Annotated in this window: 16 protein-coding genes; 8 read left to right on the top strand and 8 right to left on the bottom strand. The window is 63.0% G+C overall.

Annotated features, from left to right (window positions below; all coding sequences use genetic code 11):
* Nucleotides 1-47 precede the first annotated feature (47 nt).
* The gene (locus KI237_RS28475; RefSeq protein WP_212797985.1) at nucleotides 48-1,082 is read left to right on the top strand and encodes a type IV pilus twitching motility protein PilT; all 1,035 of its coding nucleotides are present in this window, start codon (nucleotides 48-50) and stop codon (nucleotides 1,080-1,082) included.
* Between the two features lie 160 nt (nucleotides 1,083-1,242).
* Here the strand turns inward: KI237_RS28475 and KI237_RS28470 are convergent, their stop codons facing one another.
* A complete protein-coding gene (locus tag KI237_RS28470) occupies nucleotides 1,243-1,854 on the bottom strand; it encodes a C40 family peptidase (protein ID WP_212797984.1) in 612 nt (203 codons plus the stop codon).
* Nucleotides 1,855-2,103: 249 nt separating this feature from the next.
* On the opposite strand from KI237_RS28470, the gene KI237_RS28465 reads away from it, so the two are divergent.
* Nucleotides 2,104-2,532: an NINE protein gene (locus KI237_RS28465; protein WP_212797983.1), complete on the top strand. Its 429-nt coding sequence runs from the start codon at nucleotides 2,104-2,106 to the stop codon at nucleotides 2,530-2,532.
* Nucleotides 2,533-2,654: 122 nt separating this feature from the next.
* On the opposite strand, the gene KI237_RS28460 is transcribed toward KI237_RS28465, so the two are convergent.
* The 7 genes from KI237_RS28460 to gshB all read right to left on the bottom strand — a co-directional run bounded on the left by KI237_RS28460 (nucleotide 2,655) and on the right by gshB (nucleotide 8,662).
* On the bottom strand, nucleotides 2,655-3,926 hold the full coding sequence (locus KI237_RS28460; RefSeq protein ID WP_212797982.1) for a dihydroorotase: 1,272 nt from the start codon (nucleotides 3,924-3,926) through the stop codon (nucleotides 2,655-2,657).
* A complete protein-coding gene (locus KI237_RS28455; RefSeq protein WP_003177495.1) occupies nucleotides 3,923-4,927 on the bottom strand; it encodes an aspartate carbamoyltransferase catalytic subunit in 1,005 nt (334 codons plus the stop codon). Before KI237_RS28455 ends, KI237_RS28460 begins: the two co-directional genes overlap by 4 nt.
* 24 nt (nucleotides 4,928-4,951) lie before the next feature.
* A complete protein-coding gene (pyrR, locus tag KI237_RS28450) occupies nucleotides 4,952-5,458 on the bottom strand; it encodes a bifunctional pyr operon transcriptional regulator/uracil phosphoribosyltransferase PyrR (RefSeq protein ID WP_053126217.1) in 507 nt (168 codons plus the stop codon).
* An 84-nt stretch (nucleotides 5,459-5,542) separates the two neighbouring features.
* On the bottom strand, nucleotides 5,543-5,980 hold the full coding sequence (gene ruvX / locus KI237_RS28445) for a Holliday junction resolvase RuvX (protein ID WP_003177497.1): 438 nt from the start codon (nucleotides 5,978-5,980) through the stop codon (nucleotides 5,543-5,545).
* A complete protein-coding gene (locus tag KI237_RS28440) occupies nucleotides 5,980-6,549 on the bottom strand; it encodes a YqgE/AlgH family protein (RefSeq protein WP_024618832.1) in 570 nt (189 codons plus the stop codon). The genes ruvX and KI237_RS28440 overlap by 1 nt, the downstream gene beginning before the upstream one ends.
* 186 nt (nucleotides 6,550-6,735) lie before the next feature.
* A complete protein-coding gene (locus KI237_RS28435; protein ID WP_046063244.1) occupies nucleotides 6,736-7,632 on the bottom strand; it encodes an energy transducer TonB in 897 nt (298 codons plus the stop codon).
* Between the two features lie 76 nt (nucleotides 7,633-7,708).
* On the bottom strand, nucleotides 7,709-8,662 hold the full coding sequence (gene gshB / locus KI237_RS28430) for a glutathione synthase (RefSeq protein WP_003206468.1): 954 nt from the start codon (nucleotides 8,660-8,662) through the stop codon (nucleotides 7,709-7,711).
* Between the two features lie 224 nt (nucleotides 8,663-8,886).
* Between gshB and KI237_RS28425 the strand changes: the two genes are divergently transcribed.
* The 6 genes from KI237_RS28425 to KI237_RS28400 all read left to right on the top strand — a co-directional run bounded on the left by KI237_RS28425 (nucleotide 8,887) and on the right by KI237_RS28400 (nucleotide 19,150).
* The gene (locus KI237_RS28425; protein WP_003206467.1) at nucleotides 8,887-9,315 is read left to right on the top strand and encodes a response regulator; all 429 of its coding nucleotides are present in this window, start codon (nucleotides 8,887-8,889) and stop codon (nucleotides 9,313-9,315) included.
* 49 nt (nucleotides 9,316-9,364) lie between these two features.
* Complete coding sequence (pilH, locus tag KI237_RS28420; RefSeq protein ID WP_003206465.1) at nucleotides 9,365-9,730, top strand: twitching motility response regulator PilH; 366 nt, start codon at nucleotides 9,365-9,367, stop codon at nucleotides 9,728-9,730.
* A gap of 10 nt (nucleotides 9,731-9,740) precedes the next feature.
* Nucleotides 9,741-10,280: a chemotaxis protein CheW gene (locus tag KI237_RS28415; RefSeq protein ID WP_212797981.1), complete on the top strand. Its 540-nt coding sequence runs from the start codon at nucleotides 9,741-9,743 to the stop codon at nucleotides 10,278-10,280.
* Between the two features lie 211 nt (nucleotides 10,281-10,491).
* Nucleotides 10,492-12,555, top strand: a complete 2,064-nt coding sequence (locus tag KI237_RS28410; RefSeq protein ID WP_212797980.1) for a methyl-accepting chemotaxis protein — start codon at nucleotides 10,492-10,494, stop codon at nucleotides 12,553-12,555.
* A 186-nt stretch (nucleotides 12,556-12,741) separates the two neighbouring features.
* Nucleotides 12,742-18,675, top strand: coding sequence for an Hpt domain-containing protein (locus tag KI237_RS28405; protein WP_212797979.1), 5,934 nt, complete (start codon nucleotides 12,742-12,744; stop codon nucleotides 18,673-18,675).
* Nucleotides 18,668-19,150 (top strand): chemotaxis protein CheW, encoded by a 483-nt coding sequence (locus tag KI237_RS28400; protein WP_212797978.1) that lies wholly within the window; start codon nucleotides 18,668-18,670, stop codon nucleotides 19,148-19,150. The genes KI237_RS28405 and KI237_RS28400 overlap by 8 nt, the downstream gene beginning before the upstream one ends.
* Nucleotides 19,151-21,103: the final 1,953 nt, after the last annotated feature.

The following is a 21,103-nucleotide window of genomic DNA, read 5'->3' as shown; positions in this document are numbered from 1 at the left end:
GCGCCAGCGGTGAGGTTCGCGGCATTCTACTGGAATTGAGGAGCGCTATGGATATCACTGAGTTACTGGCGTTCAGCGCCAAGCAGGGCGCGTCGGACCTGCACCTGTCCGCCGGGCTGCCACCGATGATCCGCGTCGATGGCGATGTCAGGCGCATCAACCTGCCGGCGCTGGACCACAAGCAGGTTCATGAACTGATCTACGACATCATGAACGACCGGCAACGAGTAGATTACGAAAAGTTTCTGGAGACCGATTTTTCCTTCGACGTGCCGGGCGTGGCGCGGTTCCGGGTCAACGCTTTCAACCAGAATCGCGGCGCAGGGGCGGTGTTTCGCACCATTCCGTCGAAAGTCCTGACCATGGAAGACCTGGGGATGGGCGAGGTGTTTCGCAAGGTGACCGAATCGCCACGCGGGCTGGTATTGGTGACCGGGCCGACCGGTTCAGGCAAGTCCACCACCCTGGCGGCCATGATCGACTACTTGAACAGCCACAAGCACCATCACATCCTAACCATCGAAGACCCTATCGAATTCGTTCACGAACCGCGCAAGTGCCTGATCAACCAGCGTGAGGTGCACCGTGACACCCAGGGTTTCTCCACGGCCCTGCGTTCGGCCCTGCGGGAGGACCCGGACGTGATCCTGGTGGGGGAGATGCGCGACCTGGAAACCATTCGCCTGGCGCTGACCGCCGCGGAAACCGGGCACCTGGTCTTTGGCACCCTGCACACCACGTCGGCGGCCAAGACCATTGACCGGGTGGTGGACGTGTTCCCCGGTGACGAGAAGTCCATGGTTCGCTCGATGTTGTCGGAATCATTGCAGGCGGTGATTTCCCAGACGCTGGTCAAGAAAATCGGCGGCGGCCGGATCGCGGCGCATGAAATCATGCTGGGCACCTCGGCTATTCGGAACCTGATCCGCGAAGACAAGGTGGCGCAGATGTACTCGGCTATCCAGACCGGCGGTTCGCTGGGGATGCAGACGCTGGACATGTGTTTGAAGGATTTGGTGAACAAGGGGTTGATCAGTCGCGAACATGCTCGGGAGCGGGCGCGTACGCCGGATAACATCTGAGGGGAGGTGGTTCGGCCCCTTTGGCGAGGGAGCTTGCTCCCGCTGGGTGGCGCAGCCGCCCCAAACTGACCAATGATCTCTGGGGCTCAAGCATTTTGTGAGCGCTGCGCACTCAAGCGGGAGCAAGCTCCCTCGCCACAGGGGCCATGTATACCTTGAATCAGCGCTGAACCACGCGCATTGCTCCAGGCTCTTTCGGCAGCACGCGCTTGGCAACCACGTAGTGGGTGTCCCAGTACGGCTTGTTCAAGGTGTCGATGGTCACCGACTTGCCACGGCGCGGGGCGTGGATGAAGCGGTCGTTGCCCAGGTAGATGGCCACGTGGTTGACCCGGCGGCTCTTGAGCTTGAAGAAGATCAGGTCGCCGGGCTTGAGGTCCTTGCGCTCGACTTTATCGCCATGACCGGCGGCCATGGCGTTGGAGGTGCGCGGCAGGTCGAAGGTGGCGTCGTTGAAGGCGTATTTCACCAGCCCGCTGCAATCGAAACCTTTACTTGGGCTACTGCCGCCCCAACGATAAGGTGTGCCGAGTACATTCACGGCGCGACTCAACACGTTACTGCTCGCTTTGGTCGCCATCGGCGGGACCAGCTTGCTGTTGGCTGTGCTCACGCGCTGGACGCTTGGCGTGTTCTTGCTCGAGGAAGCAGAAACGTGGGACTTCGGCGTATAGCCGTTGACGTTGGGAAGACGTTGCTCACGATTGGTGGCGTGGGCGGCCAGCGGCAATAAAAGGCAAATGGTTAGCCATGTCTTGAAAAATGGACGCATTAGGCAGGGCTCTTAAAGGTTAGCGCGCAACTTTATAACAGCTTTTTTCGCGTTTCCGAGGCCGTTTGTCGATTCGAAACGCAGCGCAAAACCCGGCAAAATGCGACAAATTGACCCGATTGTCCGACAGAACCCCTATACCACGGGGGTTTCGCCGGTCCGAGTCGCCAAGGACCGCTTGTCGGCCAGACACGAAAAAGTCACAAAAAGTCCGAAAAAATTTATCTATCGAGGCAAAAGAGGCCATTCATGAACAGCTATCAGCAGGACGCCAGCCACGATACCCACAGCAAGGTCATTGGGTATCTGCTGTGGATTTTCGGTTTCACCGGGGCCCATCGTTTCTATTACGGCAAGCCGGTCACGGGCACGATCTGGTTCTTCACCTTCGGGCTGCTGGGCATTGGCTGGCTGATCGACCTGTTCCTGATTCCAGCCATGGATCGCGAAGCGGACCTGCGTTTCACTCCGGGGCCTATCGAATACAGTGTGGCGTGGATTCTGCTGACGTTTCTCGGGGTGCTGGGCGTACACCGCATGTACCAGGGCAAATGGCTCAGCGGGATTCTCTACCTGCTGACCGGCGGGGTGTTTTTCCTGGGGGTGCTGTATGACTTCTGGACGTTGAACGATCAGGTTTCGATTCGTAATGCGCAGAAGCGAGGGGCTTTCCAGTAAGACCGAGTCGGCTGCATCGCGAGCAAGCTCGCTCCCACATTGGATCGAGGTGTTCACGCATCATGTGTTCACCGAAAATCCCCTGTGGGAGCGAGCTTGCTCGCGATAGGAACGGCGCGGTATCAGGCCTGGTGAGTGATCCGCCCATCCATCAGGGTGTAGCGCACGACCCCTGGCAAGCTATGGCCCAGGAACGGGCAGTTGTCACCCTTGGAACGCCAGGCTTCACCGGCCACGGTGGACGCCGCAGGGTCGAACAGCACCAGGTCCGCCGCCGCGCCAACCGCCAGTTTACCTGCCGGCAATTGCAGTGCCTGGGCCGGGCCGGCGCTCAGGCGTGCCAGCAAGGTCGGCAGGTCGAGCAAGCCGTCTTCCACCAGGGTCAGGGCCAGGGGCAGCAGCAGTTCGACGCTGCTGATGCCCGGCTCGGTGGCACCGAACGGTGCCAGCTTGGCGTCGCGCTCGTGAGGTTGGTGATGGCTGGAGATGGCCGAGATCACCCCGGACCTCACCGCCTCGCGCAAGCCCTCGCGGTCGGCGCGGGTGCGCAGTGGCGGCTGGACGTGATAGACACTGTTGAAATCGATCAGCGCTTCGTCGGTCAGGATCAACTGGTACAGCGCCACATCGGCGGTCACCGGCAAGCCGCGGGCCTGGGCCTGGGCGATCAGTGCCGCACCGCGGGCACTGGTCAACTGGCTGAAGTGCGCGCGCACGCCGCTTTGCTCGACCAACAGCAGGTCCCGGGCCAGGGCCACGGTCTCGGCGGTTTCCGGGATGCCCGGCAGGCCGAGGAAACTGGCGGTCGGGCCCTCATGGGCCAAGCCACCTTCGGCCAGATCGTGATCCTGGGAGTTGAAGATCACCGTCAGGTCGAAGGTTGCCGCGTATTCCAGGGCGCGGCACAGGGTACGGGTGTTGCGGAAACTGTTCAGGCCGTTGCCGAACGCCACGCAACCAGCGTCACGCAGGGCGATGAGCTCGGCCAGTTGCTCGCCGTCCAGGCCCTTGCTCAGTGCGCCAATTGGGAAGACCTTGGTATTGCCGGCCTCGCGGGCCCGGTCGAGGATCAGTTCGGCCACGGCCGAGGTGTCCAGCACGGGTTTGGTCTGCGGCGGGCAGCACAGGCTGGTCACGCCCCCGGCAGCGGCGGCGCGGGTTTCGCTGACGATGCTGCCTTTGCGGCTGTAGCCCGGTTCACGTAGGGCGACGTTCAGGTCCACCAGGCCGGGAGCGGCCACCAGGCCTTGGGCGTCGAGGGTCTCGACGGCGATGAAATCGGCGGGCGCGACGCCCAGGGCGACGATCTTGCAGGCATCGATATGGATATCAGTCACTTGATCCAGGCCGCTGGCTGGATCGATCACGCGTGCGCCGAGAATGCTGAGCTTCACTGGGCGTTCTCCTGGTCGAATTGGCGCTGGGCCGTTTGCCCGCTCATGGCCATGGACAGCACGGCCATGCGGATGGCGATGCCGTAGGTCACCTGGTTGAGGATCACCGAGTGCGGCCCGTCGGCCACCGCCGACTCGATTTCCACGCCGCGGTTGATTGGCCCCGGGTGCATGACGATAGCGTCCGGCTTGGCCCCGGCCAGGCGGGCGGTGGTCAGGCCGAACAGCCGGTAGAACTCGCCTTCGCTGGGCAGCAGGCCGCCGGTCATGCGTTCACGCTGCAGGCGCAACATGATCACCACGTCCACATCCTTGAGGCCCTCGGTCATGTCGGTGTAGACCTTCACGCCGTATTGTTCGACGCCGATGGGCAGCAAGGTCTTCGGCGCGATCACGCGGATGTCCGGGCAGCCGAGGGTCTTGAGGGCCAGCATGTTCGAACGGGCCACCCGCGAGTGCAGGATGTCGCCGACGATGGCCACCGACAGGTTCTCGAAGCTGCCCTTGTGCCGACGGATGGTCAGCATGTCCAGCATGCCTTGGGTCGGGTGGGCATGACGGCCATCGCCGCCGTTGATGATCGCCACTTGCGGGCAGACGTGTTCGGCAATGAAGTGCGCCGCGCCGGAGTCGCCGTGGCGCACGACGAACATGTCGGCGGCCATGGCTTCGAGGTTGCGCAGGGTGTCGAGCAGGGTTTCACCCTTGCTCGCCGAGGACGTGGACACGTTGAGGGTGATCACGTCTGCCGACAGCCGCTGGGCCGCCAGCTCGAAGGTGGTGCGGGTGCGGGTGGAGTTTTCGAAGAACACGTTGCACACGGTCTTGCCGCGCAGCAACGGGACTTTCTTCACCGCCCGGGCACCGACTTCGAGGAACGAGTCGGCTGTGTCGAGGATTTCCGTCAGCAGCTCGCGGCGCAGGCCGTCGAGGGACAGGAAGTGCCGCAGCTGGCCCTGATCGTTGAGCTGCAGCGGGCGCTTGGTTTCGAGAGGCGTCATCGCGATGGACTCTTACAAGGGCAGTTAAAGGGCAAGGTCTTGCAGTTCGAGTTGCAGCGGCGACGGCCCGGATAGCTTGACCCGCTCGTGGGCGGCCAGCGTCAGCGTCGCACCGACCACGTTCGGCCGGATCGGCAGTTCCGCGGCGTCCAGGTCCAGCAGGCACACCAGCGTCACGCTGGCCGGGCGGCCGTAGTCGAACAGTTCGTTCATGGCGGCGCGGATGGTCCGGCCACTCATCAGCACGTCGTCGATCAGCACCAGGTGCTGGCCTTCGATCTCGAACGGCAGCGCCGAGGGGCGCACCTGCGGGTGCAGGCCGTTCTGGCTGAAGTCGTCGCGGTAGAAGGACACGTCCAGGGTGCCCAGCGGCGATTGGCTGCCCAGTGCTTCAAGCAAGGCCTGGGCGACCCAGACGCCACCGGTGCGAATACCGATGTAGCGCGGTTCGCTGATGCCGCGTTGTTCCAGGTGTGCCGTGAGACGGATCGCCATCTGGCTGATCAGTTCGGCAGGATTGGGCAGGCTCATGCTGGCTCCTTCAGGTTCCCGGGCCGGTGGTGAGTGGCGCGGTCTATCGCTAAGAGAAAGCGCCTTGGCGGCGCTTTCAAAAAATCAGGTTTCGAACAGGGCGGCGTTGGCGTCGAGCCAGCCTTGCAGTAGCAGGGCCGCGGCGATGGCGTCCACCGGGTTGTCGCGGTAACTGCCTTTCTGCCCGCCGCGCACCAGGCGCTCGCCCTTGGCCTCGAAAGTGGTCAGGCGCTCGTCATGGGTATAGAAGGGCAGGTTGTAGCGGCCATTGAGCCGGCGGGCGAACTTTTCGGCGCGCAGGCACATGTCACTGGGTGTGCCGTCCATGTTCAGCGGCAGGCCGACCACCACGGCATCGGGTTTCCACTCCTTGATCAACGCTTCGACCTGGTTCCAGTCCGGCACGCCATTCTGGGCTTTCAGCGTGCATAACTCGCGGGCCTGGCCGGTAATGACCTGGCCGACCGCCACGCCGATCTGTTTGGTGCCGTAATCGAAGCCCAGCAGCAAGCGCAGGGCCATCAGGCGTGTCCTGCCTGGCTGGTGAGCAGGCTGAGGTTGACCCCCAACCGGCTGGCCGCCGCTTCCAGGCGCAGTTCGCTGCTGGTGTTGAACAGGATGTCGGCGTCGAACGGGCAGGTCAGCCAGGCGTTATCGGCCAGTTCGGCTTCCAGTTGCCCGGGTTCCCAACCGGCATAGCCGAGGGCGATCAGGCTCTTTTGCGGGCCGACGCCGTCGGCGATGGCGAACAGCACGTCTTGGGAGGTGGACAGTGACACCCCGTCCAGATCCACGGTGGCCTGGTATTTGGGGCCCGACGGATGGAGCACGAAACCGCGGTCGGTCTGCACCGGGCCGCCGATGAAAATCGGCACGTGCTGGCACAGGAGTGGCGGTTCCACGTCGGGGCGCAACTGCTCCAGGATGTCCGCCAGGTTCAGTTCCTGCGGGCGATTGATTACCAGCCCCATGGCCCCATTGGCCGTGTGCTCGACGATGTAGGTCAAGGTGTGGGCAAAATTCGGATCGGCCATGTGCGGCATGGCAATCAGGAAGTGATGCTTGAGGTAGGTGGGGCTGACGTTTTTCATAGACGCTAGTGTGGCGGGGCAGGGGCGAACTGACAAGCTGGGGATGTGCAGGAAGTACCTGAAATTGACCCCGATCCCTTGTGGGAGCGAGCTTGCTCGCGATGGTGGACTGACCGTCGACGCCTATGTTGAATGATCAACCGCTATCGCGAGCAAGCTCGCTCCCACAGGGGATGGGGTGGTTAATCAGTTGCTGGAGAGGCGATCGCCCCGGGCGAATTTCCAGGTGCGGATGATCTCCAGTCGGTCGATGTCCGACAAATCCCCGGTAAACGGCGCGAAAGGTGCGGCCAGGCGCACGATTCGTTGGGCGGCCTGGTCCAGCAGCGGCTGGCCGGAAGACTCAAGCACCAGCACTTCATACAGCGAGCCGTCACGGTTGATCGAGACCATTAGCCGCAGGTTGCCGTAGATCTGTTTGCGCCGCGCTTCGTCGGGATAGTTGAGGTTGCCGATGCGCTCGACCTTCTTGCGCCATTCGTCCTTGTACCAGGCACCCTTGTCGCGCATGGTCGAGGCGGCGCTCAGGCGGTGGATACGCGGGCGCTTGGCATAGAGCTGTTGCTCCTGGGCCAGTTCGGCTTCCAGGCTGGCGATGTCGCTGGACAACTGTGAGCTGTCGAAGGTGGGTTCGGGGGCCTTGGGCTTGGGATCAGGCTTGACCTCTTCCTTGACCGGGGCCTTCTTCGGCTTCGGCGCCACGGTGGTCACGGCTGCCTTTGGCGCCGTTTCCTGCACCTCGGGCTTGGCGGCTGGCGGCGGGGTGACTTTCTGCACCTGGGTGTCCTGGAACGGCGCGATCTCGGTGGTCTTGGGGATCGCCTTTTTTTCCAGGGTGCCGCTGCCTTGCTGGTTTTCCTGGGCGAGGAAGTCGGCCTTCTTGGGCTTGGTCTCGCTCTTGAAGGTGGCCAGGGTGATTTCCAGGGTCTGGCTGATCTGCTTGGGCTCGACCGTGGCAAAACCGACGCCCAGCAGCAGGGCCAGGTGGATCAACGCCGCCAGGAACAGGGTAAAACCGAGGCGATCAGCCGGGCGCACGCCACGATGGGCGAGCTCTTGGGGCAGATCGGACGGGAGTGTCATGACAAGGAAACCAACATCGCGTTTTTTTCAGGCCGGGCATGATAACGCAATGTGGGTTTCCTTCAGCAGATCTGGATCAACGAGCCTTGAGCTTCTGATCGATGGCATCCATCAGCATGCCACCGATGTCGGTGCCAAAGGCATTGTCGATCTCGCGGATGCAGGTCGGGCTGGTGACGTTGATTTCCGTCAGGTGCTCGCCGATTACGTCCAGGCCGACGAACAGCAGGCCCTTTTCGCGCAGGGTCGGGCCGACCTGGGCGGCGATCCAGCGATCCTTGTCGGTCAACGGACGCGCCTCGCCACGCCCGCCAGCGGCCAGGTTGCCGCGGGTTTCGCCGGCTGCCGGGATGCGTGCCAGGCAATAGTCCACCGGTTCGCCGTCGATCATCAGGATGCGCTTGTCGCCATCGACGATGGCCGGCAGGTAGCCTTGGATCATGATCTGCTGCTTGCCATGCAACGTCAGGGTTTCCAGGATCACCGAGAGGTTCGGGTGGCCGGCGGTGTGCCGGAAGATCGAGGAGCCGCCCATGCCGTCCAGGGGCTTGAGGATCACGTCGCCGTGATGGTCGGCAAATTCGCGCAACACGTCGGGGCGACGGCTGACGATGGTCGGCGGCGTGCACTGCGGGAACAGCGTGGCGAACAGCTTTTCGTTGCAGTCGCGCAGGCTCTGGGGCTTGTTGACCACCAGCACGCCGGCGTTTTCAGCCTGTTCCAGCAGGTAGGTGGAGTACACGAACTCCATGTCGAACGGCGGATCCTTGCGCATCAGGATCACGTCAAGGTCGCTGAGCAGTGCATCGCTTTCGGTGCCCAGCTCAAACCACTTCTCGGGATTGGCGAAGACTTTCAGCGGCTTCATCCGCGCTCGAGCCTGGCCTTCGGCCTGGTAGAGGTCGCGCTGTTCCATGTAGAACAGCTCCCAGCCGCGCTTCTGAGCGGCCAGCAACATGGCCAGCGAGCTATCCTTTTTGTAGGAAATGCTGGCGATAGGGTCCATGACAATGCCGACGCGTACGCTCATGGCTTGGTTCCTCGAAATGTGATGGGCACATATTGGTGCGAAAAAGTGGCGTCAGAGTGGCGCCCGGAAGATTGGCGGTCAAGGAAAAACCACCGCGCCGAGCGGCCGATAGATCGGCGATGGAGACTGTGCTAAAAAGGCTGCCATGTGACGTGCGGGCCTTGAACATCAAGGGTTTGCGCTGTCGATCACACTTACGCGTTAAAAACCGGTTCGCAGTGGCAATGGCAGAGCATCTCACGCAGCAGCAACCCAGCGCCTTGAAGGTCATGGTCATCGACGACTCGAAGACCATCCGCCGCACCGCCGAAACCTTGCTGCGCAACGTGGGCTGCGAGGTGATCACGGCCGTCGATGGTTTCGATGCCCTGGCCAAGATCGCCGACCATCATCCGGGCATCATTTTTGTCGACATCATGATGCCGCGCCTGGATGGCTACCAGACCTGTGCCCTGATCAAGAACAACAGCGCGTTCAAGGCCACGCCAGTGATCATGTTGTCGTCGCGCGACGGGTTGTTCGACAAGGCCAAGGGACGCATCGTCGGTTCCGATCAGTTTTTGACCAAGCCGTTCAGCAAGGAAGAACTGCTGGGCGCGATACAGGCCCATGTTCCGGGCTTTGCCGCTGTCCAGCCGCACCAGGCACATTAATGACACTCGGCCACCGGGCCTGGAGTCAACAAAAAGAATGGGGAACACCATGGCACGAGTTCTGATCGTCGATGATTCGCCGACTGAAATGTACAAACTGACCGGCATGCTGGAAAAGCACGGCCATCAGGTCCTGAAGGCCGAGAATGGCGCCGATGGCGTGGCCCTGGCCCGCCAGGAAAAACCCGATGCGGTGCTGATGGACATCGTCATGCCCGGCCTCAACGGTTTCCAGGCCACGCGCCAGCTGACCAAGGACCCGGACACCGGCCACATCCCCGTGATCATCATCACCACCAAGGATCAGGACACCGACAAGGTCTGGGGCACGCGCCAAGGGGCGAAGGACTACCTGACCAAACCGGTGGACGAAGAAACCCTGATCGCGACCCTGAACAAAGTACTGGCGGGTTGACGGCACGGCCATGAGCCAATCCCTGACCGCATTCGAACTGCTGCTGCAAATCGACCGGCGCTGCCGGTTGCTGGGGGCGGGCCTGCCCTCCCAACCGACCCATCGCGCCGGTTGGAGCGGCATCGGCTTTCGTTTGGGCGAGCACTGGTACGTGGCGCCGATGGGCGAAGTCAGCGAAGTGCTGCACGAACCACGTCACACGCATTTGCCCGGGGTCAAGCCGTGGGTGTGTGGCGTGGCTAACCTGCGCGGGCGCTTGTTGCCGTTGATGGACTTGTGCGGGTTCTTTGGCCACGAGCTGTCGACCGTGCGCAAGCAGCGGCGCGTGTTGGTGGTGGATCACGACGAGGTGTTCGCCGGGTTGTTGGTGGACGAGGTCCTTGGGCTGCAGCATTTTGCCCAGGACAGCCTGGAACCGACGCTGGTGGATGACCTCGACGGCCCGGAGGCGGCTTTCGTCAAGGGTCGGTTTGGCGGCGAGCGCGAGTGGCATGTGTTCAGCCCGTTTGCATTGACGCGGTCGCCGGGGTTCATGGATGTGGCAATTTAACGAGATGCAGCGCAGGCCCCTTTTGGGAGGGAGCCGGTGGGAGCAAAGCTTGCTCGCGATGGCGGTGCCTCGGTTGGCGAGAGAACTGTGTCGTTCTCATCGCGGGCAAGCCTTGCTCCCACAGAGCCGCACGGGTTGAGCAGGCTGCACGACAGAGGTTTGCTTACAGTTAATAGCTGTAAGTTGGATTGGGCAGTACAGGCGAGAACCGATGATCAAAGCAAAAGCAGGCAAGCCACTGGAAGCGTCGCGCAGTCGTTCGCAGATCATCGTGCTGTTCGTCGCGCTGATCGTCTTCATCATGCTGCTGTTCGCCAACTTCGCCTACCTCAACACCCAATCCACCTATGACAAACAGTACATCGGCCATGCCGGTGAGCTGCGTGTGCTGTCCCAGCGCATCGCCAAGAACGCCACCGAGGCCGCCGCCGGCAAGCCCGCGGCGTTCAAGCTGCTGAGCGATGCGCGCAATGACTTCGCCCAGCACTGGGGCTCCCTGAAACAGGGCGACCCGGTGACCGGCCTGCCCCCCGCGCCGGCCACCCTGCGTCCGCAGATGCGTGCCGTGCAGCTGGATTGGGAACGCCTGCTCAAGAACACCGATGCCATCCTCTCCAGCGAACAGACCGTGCTGTCGCTGCACCAGGTGGCGGCGACCCTGGCCGAAACCGTGCCGCAGTTGCAGGTCGAGTACGAAAAAGTCGTCGAGATCCTGCTGCAACGCGGCGCGCCGGCCACCCAGGTGGCCATGGCCCAGCGCCAGTCGCTGTTGGCCGAGCGGATCCTCGGCGCGGTGAATACCGTGCTGGCGGGGGACGAAAACGCCAGCCAGGCCGCGGACACCTTCGGTCGTGACGCCGCGCGTTTTGGCCAGGTGCTCAATGGCATGTTGCAAGGTGACGCGGCCCTGAAGATTTCCCAAGTCCAGGACCGCGATGCCCGGGCACGCCTGAGCGAAATCAGCGAACTCTTCGAGTTCGTCTCCGGCTCGGTGGATGAAATCCTTGAGACCTCCCCGGAGCTGTTCAAGGTCCGCGAGTCGGCCGGCAACATCTTCAACCTCTCGCAAACCCTGCTCGACGAGGCTTCGCACCTGGCCACGGCCTTCGAAAACCTCGCCGGCGGGCGTTCCATCAACACCATTGGCGGCTATGTGCTGGGCCTGCTGGCGCTGATGTCGATCATCCTGATCGGGTTGGTGATGGTCCGTGAAACCAATCGCCAGTTGCACGAAACCGCACAAAAGAACGAACGCAACCAGAACGCGATCATGCGGTTGCTGGATGAAATCGAAGACTTGGCCGATGGCGACCTGACCGTCACTGCTTCGGTCACCGAGGACTTCACCGGCACCATCGCCGACTCCATCAACTACTCGGTGGACCAACTGCGCGATCTGGTGGCGACCATCAACCTCACCGCCGGACAGGTCGCCGCCGCCGTGCAGGAAACCCAGGCCACGGCGATGCACCTGGCCCAGGCTTCCGAGCACCAGGCCCAGCAAATTTCCGAAGCTTCGACTTCAATTAATGAAATGGCCCAGTCCATCGACCAGGTATCGGCCAATGCCGCCGAGTCGTCGGCGGTGGCCGAGCGTTCGGTGGAGATCGCCAACAAGGGCAACGAGGTGGTGCACAACACCATTCATGGCATGGACAACATTCGCGAGCAGATCCAGGACACCGCCAAGCGCATCAAGCGCCTGGGTGAGTCATCCCAGGAAATCGGCGACATTGTCAGCCTGATCGACGACATTGCCGATCAGACCAACATCCTGGCTCTCAATGCCGCCATCCAGGCGTCCATGGCCGGTGATGCCGGACGCGGGTTCGCGGTGGTGGCCGATGAAGTGCAGCGCCTGGCCGAGCGCTCTTCGGCGGCCACCCGGCAAATCGAGACCCTGGTGCGGGCGATCCAGGCCGATACCAACGAGGCGGTGATTTCCATGGAGCAGACCACCACCGAGGTGGTGCGCGGCGCGCGATTGGCTCAGGACGCCGGCGTTGCCCTGGAGGAAATCGAAGGCGTGTCCAAGACCCTGGCGGCGCTGATCCAGAGCATTTCCAACGCGGCGCAGCAACAGACCACCTCGGCGGGGCAGATTTCCTTGACCATGAACGTGATCCAACAGATCACTTCGCAGACCTCATCCGGTTCCACCGCCACCGCCGAAAGCATCGGCAACCTGGCGAAAATGGCCAGCCAGCTGCGTCGTTCGGTGTCGGGGTTCACGTTGCCGGCGGCGGCAGCGGCTGGCGATGAGGAAAAAGGGTGACCAACCGGATCCATCTGTTGGAAAAGGCTTTTTGGGGCGAGGATGTTTCTGTGGGAGCAAGGCTTGCCCGCGATGAAGATAACGCGGTACTTCGGGCACCGAGGTGTTTGCATCGCGAGCAAGCTTTGCTCCCACAGGTAAATCCCTTCCCCGCAGGCGTGGTGTGTTCTCCTGATTGGAGTGGTTATGGGTGATCGGCACGACTACGTGGCCCTGGAATGGGTCAAGGGCGAGATTGCCGAAACGCTGAAGCAGGCTCATCTGGCCCTCAACCGCCTGGTGGACGATCCGCAGGCGTCAGATGCCCTCGGGCAATGCCTGGCCTGTATTCACCAGGTCCACGGCGGCCTGCAGATGGTCGAATTCTACGGCGCGGCGCTGTTGGCCGAGGAGATGGAGCAGCTGTGCGCCGCCCTGCAGGACAACCGCGTCGCCCATCGCGACGAAGCCATCAGCCTGTTGAGCCAGGCCCTGGGGCAGTTGCCGATCTACCTGGACCGCGTCCAAGGTGCCCGTCGCGACCTGCCGCTGGTGGTACTGCCCTTGATCAACGACCTGCGCAGTGCCAGGGGCGAGAGCCTGTTGTCGGAAACCAGCCTGTTCAGCCCCGAGTTGCCCGATATTGCGCCGCTCAGCGATGAGGCCTTGCAGCGCCTCGAACCCGCTGACCTGCCAAATACCTTGCGCAAATTGCGCCAGACCCTGCAAATGGCCCTGGTGGGCCTGCTGCGCGAACAGGATGACGCGACCCACCTCGGTTACCTGGCCAAGGTCTTCCATCGCCTGGAAACCTTGTGTACCGGGGCACCGCTCAATGCGTTATGGCAGATAGCCTCGGCGCTGGTCGAAGGCATGCGTGACGCACGTATCGCCAACAGCCCGGCGCTGCGCAGCCTGTTCAAGGAAGCCGACAAGGAACTCAAGCGCCTGCTGGACCAAGGCATGCCTGGCATCAATCAGCCGGCACCGCCCCACCTGCTCAAGAGTTTGTTGTTCTATATTGCCAAGGCCGAACACCCCAGCGGGCAGATGCAGATCATGAAAGAACGCTACTCACTGGACGACGCGCTGCCCGACAGCGCCATGGTCGACGAAGAACGCGCGCGCCTGGCCGGGCCCGACCGCGATGCCATGCGCTCGGTGCTTGCCGCGCTGTGCGAGGAATTGGTACGGGTCAAGGAGCGCCTGGACCTGTTCGTGCGCAGCGATCGCCAGCACGCCTCGGAGCTGGACAGCCTGTTGGCGCCGCTGCGGCAGATCGCCGACACCCTGGCGGTGCTGGGTTTCGGCCAGCCGCGCAAGGTCATCATCGATCAATTGGCGGTGGTCTTGAGCCTCGCCCAAGGCCAGCGCGAGCCGGATGACGCGATCCTCATGGACGTCGCCGGTGCCTTGCTCTACGTCGAGGCGACCCTGGCCGGCATGGTCGGCACCGTCGAGCCCGAGAGCCGCGAAGACACCCACCTGCCTACCACCGACCTGACCCAGATCCACCAGATCGTCATCAAGGAAGCCCACACCTGCCTGCAACAGGCCAAGGACATGATCGTCGACTACATCGACGCGGACTGGAACAGCGAGCAACTGCAGCCCTTGCCGGCGCTGCTGACCCAAGTACGCGGCGCGCTGGCGATGATTCCCCTGAGCCGTGCCGCCAGCCTCGTGGAGGCCTGCAACGCATTCATCCGCGACCACCTGTTGCTGGACCAGGCCCAGCCGGGTTGGGAAGAACTCGACCACCTGGCCGACGTGATCACCGGCCTCGAATACTACCTGGAGCGCTTGAGCGAGGACCCGGAAACCCCCGGCGAGCCGTTGCTCGATGGGGTCGAGCGGAGCCTGGCCGCGCTCGGTTATTTCCCTGACGAAGCGCGGGTGCCGGTGCTCGACGATGTGTTGAGCCCCAACGAAGCCCAGGTCATGCAGGACTTGCAGGAGCTGGATGACCCGCAGACGGTGCAGTCCTTGGCCGAGGTGCTGGCCAGCCCGGTCTCGGCGGTCAATCCGCCGGCCAGGAGCACACCGGGCAGCCTGTTGCCGCCACCGTTGGGTGAAAGTCCGGTGGACGACGAATTGCGCGAGGTCTTCCTGGAGGAAGCCGCCGAGGTGCTGGATGTCCTGCGTGAGTACCTGCCGCGCTGGAGTGCGCACCCCGACGACCACGGCGCCCTGAGCGAACTGCGCCGGGCCTTCCACACCCTCAAGGGCAGCGGCCGGATGGTCCGGGCGCTGGTGCTGGGTGAACTGGCCTGGGCTGTGGAAAACCTGCTCAACCGGGTCCTGGAGCGCAGTGTCGAGCCGCAGGCCTCGGTCCGCCAGTTGATCGACGACACGGTGCAGTTGTTGCCGGCCCTGGTGGCCGAATTCGCCGCCAATCACCAGCGCCAGCGCGACGACGTCGACCGCTTGGCCGCCCGCGCCCATGTCCTGGCCAAGGGCGGCGATGAGGAGGATGAAGACGAGCAGGACGTGGCCGCCCTCGATCCGCTGTTGTTGAAGATCTTCGACAACGAAGCCCAGGGCCACCTCGCCAGCCTCAATCGCTTTCTCGATCAGTCGGCCGACCACCTGCCCTTGCAGGCCAGTGATGAATTGCAGCGGGCCTTGCATACGCTCAAGGGCAGCGCTTCGATGGCCGGCGTGCTGCCGATCGCCGAGCTGGCCGGGGTGATGGATGAGCTGGCCCGGGAATACCGGGCGCATCTGATTGCCCTCGACCTGGACGAGGTTGAATTGCTGCTGGAGGCCGAGGGGCTGCTGCGTCGTGGCTTGCGCCAGTTGCACAGCGAGCCGCTGGCCGCGATCCCCGGCGCCGAGGATCTGATCCAGCGCGCCCAGGCCTTGCTGGCCGAGCGCCTGCACGCCGCCGACAGCGCCCCAGACAAAGCGCTGCGGACCAAGCGCGACCCACAACTGATCAACAACTTCCTCGCCCAGGGCATGGACATTCTGCTGGACGCCGAAAGCCTCTTGCAGCGCTGGCAGCAGCACCCCGGCGAAGGCCAGGAGCTGAGTGCGCTGCTCGATGAGCTGACCACCCTCGGTGAAGGCGCGCACCTGGCCGACTTGGACCCGGTGGACGAACTCTGCGAAGCCTTGCTCGACCTCTACGGCGCGGTAGAAGAAAGCAGCCTGGCGGTTAGCGATGAATTTTTCCAGGAGGCCCAACGCGCCCATGAAGCGCTGATCGACATGCTCGATGAGCTCGCGGCCGGGCAGCATGTGCATGCGCAGCCCGAACGGGTACATGCCTTGCGCCGCCTGCTCCAGGAGAGCCTCGACCCGTCGGCCACCGGCTTGATCCGCAGCGACGGTAGCCGCACCCTGAGCATCCGCGAACTGGGCCACGCGACGGCTGAAATGGAGCGTGACGCACCCGTCGATACCTCGATGGACGATGACCTCGCATCGATTTTCCTCGAAGAGGCCCAGGACATCCTTGAAAGCGCCGCCCAGGCCTTGCAACGCTGGCTGGCCGATCCGGATAACGGCGCGCCGCTGTCCTCGCTGCAACGTGACTTGCACACCCTCAAGGGCGGTGCGCGAATGGCCGGCATCCGGCCAGTGAGCGACCTGGCCCAGGAGTTGGAAAACCTTTACGAAGGGCTGGTGGACCGGCGCTACAGCTACAGCGAGGAACTGGCGCAACTGCTCGCCAGCAGTCACGAACGCCTCGACCTGTTGCTCGGGCAGTTGCAGCAGGGCCAGCCGTTGGGCGATCCCGTTGCGCTGATCGACGCCATTCGACGGTTTCGCCAAGACAAGCCGAACGCCATTGAGACGAGCGCAGCGGCTCAGGCCGACGGTGCCGGCCATGATCCCGAGTTGCTGGAAATCTTCCTTGAGGAAGGCTTCGATATCCTCGACAGCTCGGGCGCGGCGCTGCTGCGCTGGCAGGAAGAACCGTCGAATCGACAAGCCGTGGAAACCTTGCTGCGGGACTTGCACACCCTCAAGGGCGGTGCGCGCATGGTGGAAATCGTGCCCATCGGCGACCTGGCCCACGAGCTGGAAAACCTCTACGAAGGTCTGTCGGCTGGCCTGCTCCAGCCGACCCCGGCGCTGTTCACCTTGTTGCAAAGCAGCCATGACCGTCTGGCGCAGATGCTCGATGCGGTGCGCGCCGGCCACCCGTGCCCGCTGGCGGACCGGCTGATCGCGCAGATCCAGGCGGTGAATCATCCCCAGGCGCATGCCGCGCCGCAGGCTGTCTCGGCGCCGGAACCAGCGCCCACGCCCATCGTCAGCCCGCCCGCGGCGCCTGCAAGACCGGACCCCAGCGCAGCGGGCGACGGCGCGGACATGGTCAAGGTCTCCGCCGAACTGCTCGACGACCTGGTGAACCTGGCGGGTGAAACGTCGATCTTCCGTGGGCGTATCGAACAACAGGTCAACGACGCGCGCGTGGCCCTGGGCGAAATGGAAACCACCATCGAGCGCATGCGCGATCAGTTGCGGCGCCTGGATACCGAAACCCAGGGGCGGATTCTCAGCCGCCAGCAGGTCGAGGCCGAGCGCTTGGGCTATGAAGAGTTCGATCCACTGGAGATGGACCGCCATTCCCAGTTGCAGCAGTTGTCCCGGGCACTGTTCGAGTCTGCCTCGGACTTGCTCGAGCTCAAGGAAACCCTTGATCGCAGCAATCACGATGCCGAGGTCCTGCTGCAACAGCAGGGGCGTGTCAACACCGAGCTCCAGGAAGGCCTGATGCGTACGCGCATGGTGCCGTTCGAGCGCATGCTGCCACGGCTCAAGCGCATCGTCCGGCAAGTGGCGCAGGAGCTGGGCAAGGACGTGGAATTCGTGGTCGGCAATGCCGACGGCGAGATGGACCGTAACGTGCTGGAACGCATGGCTGCGCCCCTGGAACACATGCTGCGCAACGCCGTCGACCACGGTCTGGAGGCGGCCGATGTGCGCATTGCCGCCGGCAAGCCGGCACGAGGACGTATCAGCCTCGACCTGTCCCGGGAAGGCGGCGACATCATATTCGACATCCGCGACGACGGCGCCGGCGTGCCGCTGGAGGCCGTGCGCAGCAAGGCGATCAAGCGTGGCTTGCTGACGCCGGACAGCGACATCAGCGACCGCGATGTGCTGCAGTTCATCTTGCAACCAGGGTTTTCCACTGCCGAGAAAATCACCCAGATCTCCGGGCGCGGCGTCGGCATGGACGTGGTCCACGAAGAAGTGCGGCAATTGGGCGGCAGCATGATCATCGATTCCACGCCGGGGCAGGGCGTGCATTTCCGCATTCGCCTGCCGTTTACGGTGGCGGTGAACCGGGCGTTGATGGTGCACTGTCACGAAGACCAGTACGCGATCCCGCTGAACACCATCGAGAGCATTGTCCGGGTGTTGCCCGCCGAGCTGGAGGGCTATTACCAGCTCGATCCGCCGACCTACACCTACGCCGGGCAGCGTTACGAGTTGTGCTACCTCGGTGAGCTATTGAAAACCGGCACCCGGCCGAAACTGCTGGGCCAGAGCCAGCCCTTGCCGGTGCTGCTGGTGCAGTGCAACGAGCGGCATGTCGCCGTGCAGGTGGACGCTACCGCCGGGACCCGGGAGATCGTGGTCAAGAGCCTCGGCCCGCAGTTCTCGGCGGTACAGGGCCTGTCCGGGGCGACGATCCTGGGGGACGGCCGGGTGGTGTTGATTCTCGACCTGCTGGCGCCGATCCGCGCCTTGCCCCACCAGGTCCCGCGCCGCCAGGTGCCGGCCGAAGGCGAGGGCGAACCGCAACGGCCGTTGCTGGTGCTGGTGGTGGACGACTCAGTGACCGTGCGCAAGGTCACCAGCCGCTTGCTGGAACGCCATGGCATGCACGTCCTCACCGCCAAGGACGGCGTGGATGCCATGGCGCTGCTGGCCGAGCACGCCCCGGACCTGATGCTGCTGGACATCGAGATGCCGCGCATGGACGGCTTCGAAGTGGCCACCCAAGTGCGCAACGACCCGCGCCTGGCGCACCTGCCGATCATCATGATCACCTCCCGCACCGGCCAGAAACACCGCGACCGCGCCATGGCCATCGGCGTCAACGACTACCTGGGCAAGCCATACCAGGAATCGGTATTGCTCGACAGCATCGCGTACTGGAGCAAAACCCATGCATGACCTGCATCTTCACTCGCGCACCAGCCCGCTCACCGGCCTGTTGTTGCCATTGGCCGACCGGCATCTGGTGTTGCCCAACGTGGCCGTGGCCGAACTGATCGACTACCAGAGCAGCGCCTTCGATATAGATACCCCGCCGTGGTTCCTGGGTTGGGTGAGCTGGCGCGAACGGCAAATCCCGCTGCTGAGCTTCGAATCGGCCTGCGGCCAGAAGACCGTGATTGGCGAGCGAGTGCGCATCGTCGTGCTCAACGCCCTGGGCGGACGGCCGGAGCTGCGTTTCATTGCCCTGCTGGTGCAGGGCATCCCGCGCTCCTACAAGCTCGACAGCCAATTGAGCTACGTCGACGTGCCGCTGTGCGGGTTGGAACAGGCGGCGGTGCAAGTGGGTGAGCATGTGGCGAAAGTGCCGGATTTGTTGGCGTTGGAAGAGTTGGTGTTGGCTGCAGGGCTGGTACAGCCCCACAAACCCTGAGACATACGAAGTTCCAATGTGGGAGGGGGCTTGCTCGCGAAGGCGGCGGCACATTCAGCATTGATGCAGGCAGGCCCACCGCCATCGCGAGCAAGCTCGGCTCCCACAGGAATCGGCGGTGGACACTGATCTTATAAACGACCAAAAACCTCTGTGGGAGCGGGCTTGCTCGCGAAGGCGGCGGCACATTCAGCATTGATGCAGGCAGGCCCACCGCCATCGCGAGCAAGCTCGGCTCCTACAGGAATCGGCGGTGGACACTGATCTTATAAACGACCAAAAACCTCTGTGGGAGCGAGCCTGCTCGCGAAGGCGGCGGCACATTCAGCATTGAAAGCAGGCCCACCGCTATCGCGAGCAAGCTCGGCTCCCACAGGGATCGGCGGTGGACACTGATCTTATAAACGACCAAAAACCTCTGTGGGAGCGAGCCTGCTCGCGAAGGCGGCGGCACATTCAGGATTGATGCAAGCAGGCCCACCGCTATCGCGAGCAAGCTCGGCTCCCACAGGGATCGGCGGTGGACACTGACCTTATAAACGACCAAAAACCTCTGTGGGAGCGGGTTTGCTCGCGAAGGCGGCGGCACATTCAGCATTGATGCAAGCAGATCCACCGCTATCGCGAGCAAGCTCGGCTCCCACAGGGATCGGCGGTGGACACTGATCTTATAAACGACCAAAAACCTCTGTGGGAGCGGGTTTGCTCGCGAAGGCGGCGGCACATTCAGCATTGATGCAGGCAGGCCCACCGCCATCGCGAGCAAGCTCGGCTCCCACAGGAATCGGCGGTGGACACTGATCTTATAAACGACCAAAAACCTCTGTGGGAGCGGGCTTGCTCGCGAAGGCGGCGGCACATTCAGCATTGATGCAGGCAGGTCCACCGCTATCGCGAGCAAGCTCGGCTCCTACAGGAATCGGCGGTGGACACTGATCTTATAAACGACCAAAAACCTCTGTGGGAGCGAGCCTGCTCGCGAAGGCGGCGGCACATTCAGGATTGATGCAAGCAGGCCCACCGCTATCGCGAGCAAGCTCGGCTCCCACAGGGATCGGCGGTGGACACTGATCTTATAAACGACCAAAAACCTCTGTGGGAGCGAGCCTGCTCGCGAAGGCGGCGGCACCTTCAGGATTGATGCAAGCAGGCCCACCGCTATCGCGAGCAAGCTCGGCTCCCACAGGGATCGGCGGTGGACACTGATCTTATAAACGACCAAAAACCTCTGTGGGAGCGGGCTTGCTCGCGAAGGCGGCGGCACATTCAGTATTGATGCAGGCAGGTCCACCGCTATCGCGAGCAAGCTCGGCTCCTACAGGAATCGGCGGTGGACACTGATCTTATAAACGACCAAAAACCTCTGTGGGAGCGGGCTTACTCGCGAAGGCGGCGGCACATTCAGCATTGATGCAAGCAGGCCCGCCGCTATCGCGAGCAAGCTCGGCTCCCACAGGGATCGGCGGTGGACACTGACCTTATAAACGACCAAAAACCTCTGTGGGAGCGAGCTTGCTCGCGATGGCGGCCTGACAGCCGACCAGGGTTTGTGGGAATGGTCGGACACCCTTCCAGGTTCAAGCAGATTTTTCCGACGAGCTCTGGCGGTTGCCGGGTGGGAAGGGCTATCGCTAACCGTTCCCGTCGTTGCAAATTCAGCGGCCGGGCTTGGAAAACCGATAAGTAGACGGCGCGAAAGCGCCCTTCGTATGCTTGCGGTCGTTTTTTGACCATGCTTTCGTTATGGCCGCTGTGCGCGGGAGATCTTCGGGTCTGTCGGGCTCGTTTACCCCGGTTCCAACCTGCGTACGGCTGCCACCCGTCATGCTCAACGAGTTGGCTTTCGACCTTGAAGGTTCGGCCCATCGGGCGCTGGACATTGTCGACCCGCGCTAAAGTCGAACGCACTCTTGTGGCGAAGGGATAAATCCCCTCGCCACAGAATTCGAATCC

It is taken from the genome of Pseudomonas sp. St316 (assembly GCF_018325905.1).
Classification (GTDB): domain Bacteria; phylum Pseudomonadota; class Gammaproteobacteria; order Pseudomonadales; family Pseudomonadaceae; genus Aquipseudomonas.
The sequence above is the reverse complement of the archived record's forward strand: the minus strand, read 5'-3'. Positions and strand labels throughout refer to the sequence as shown.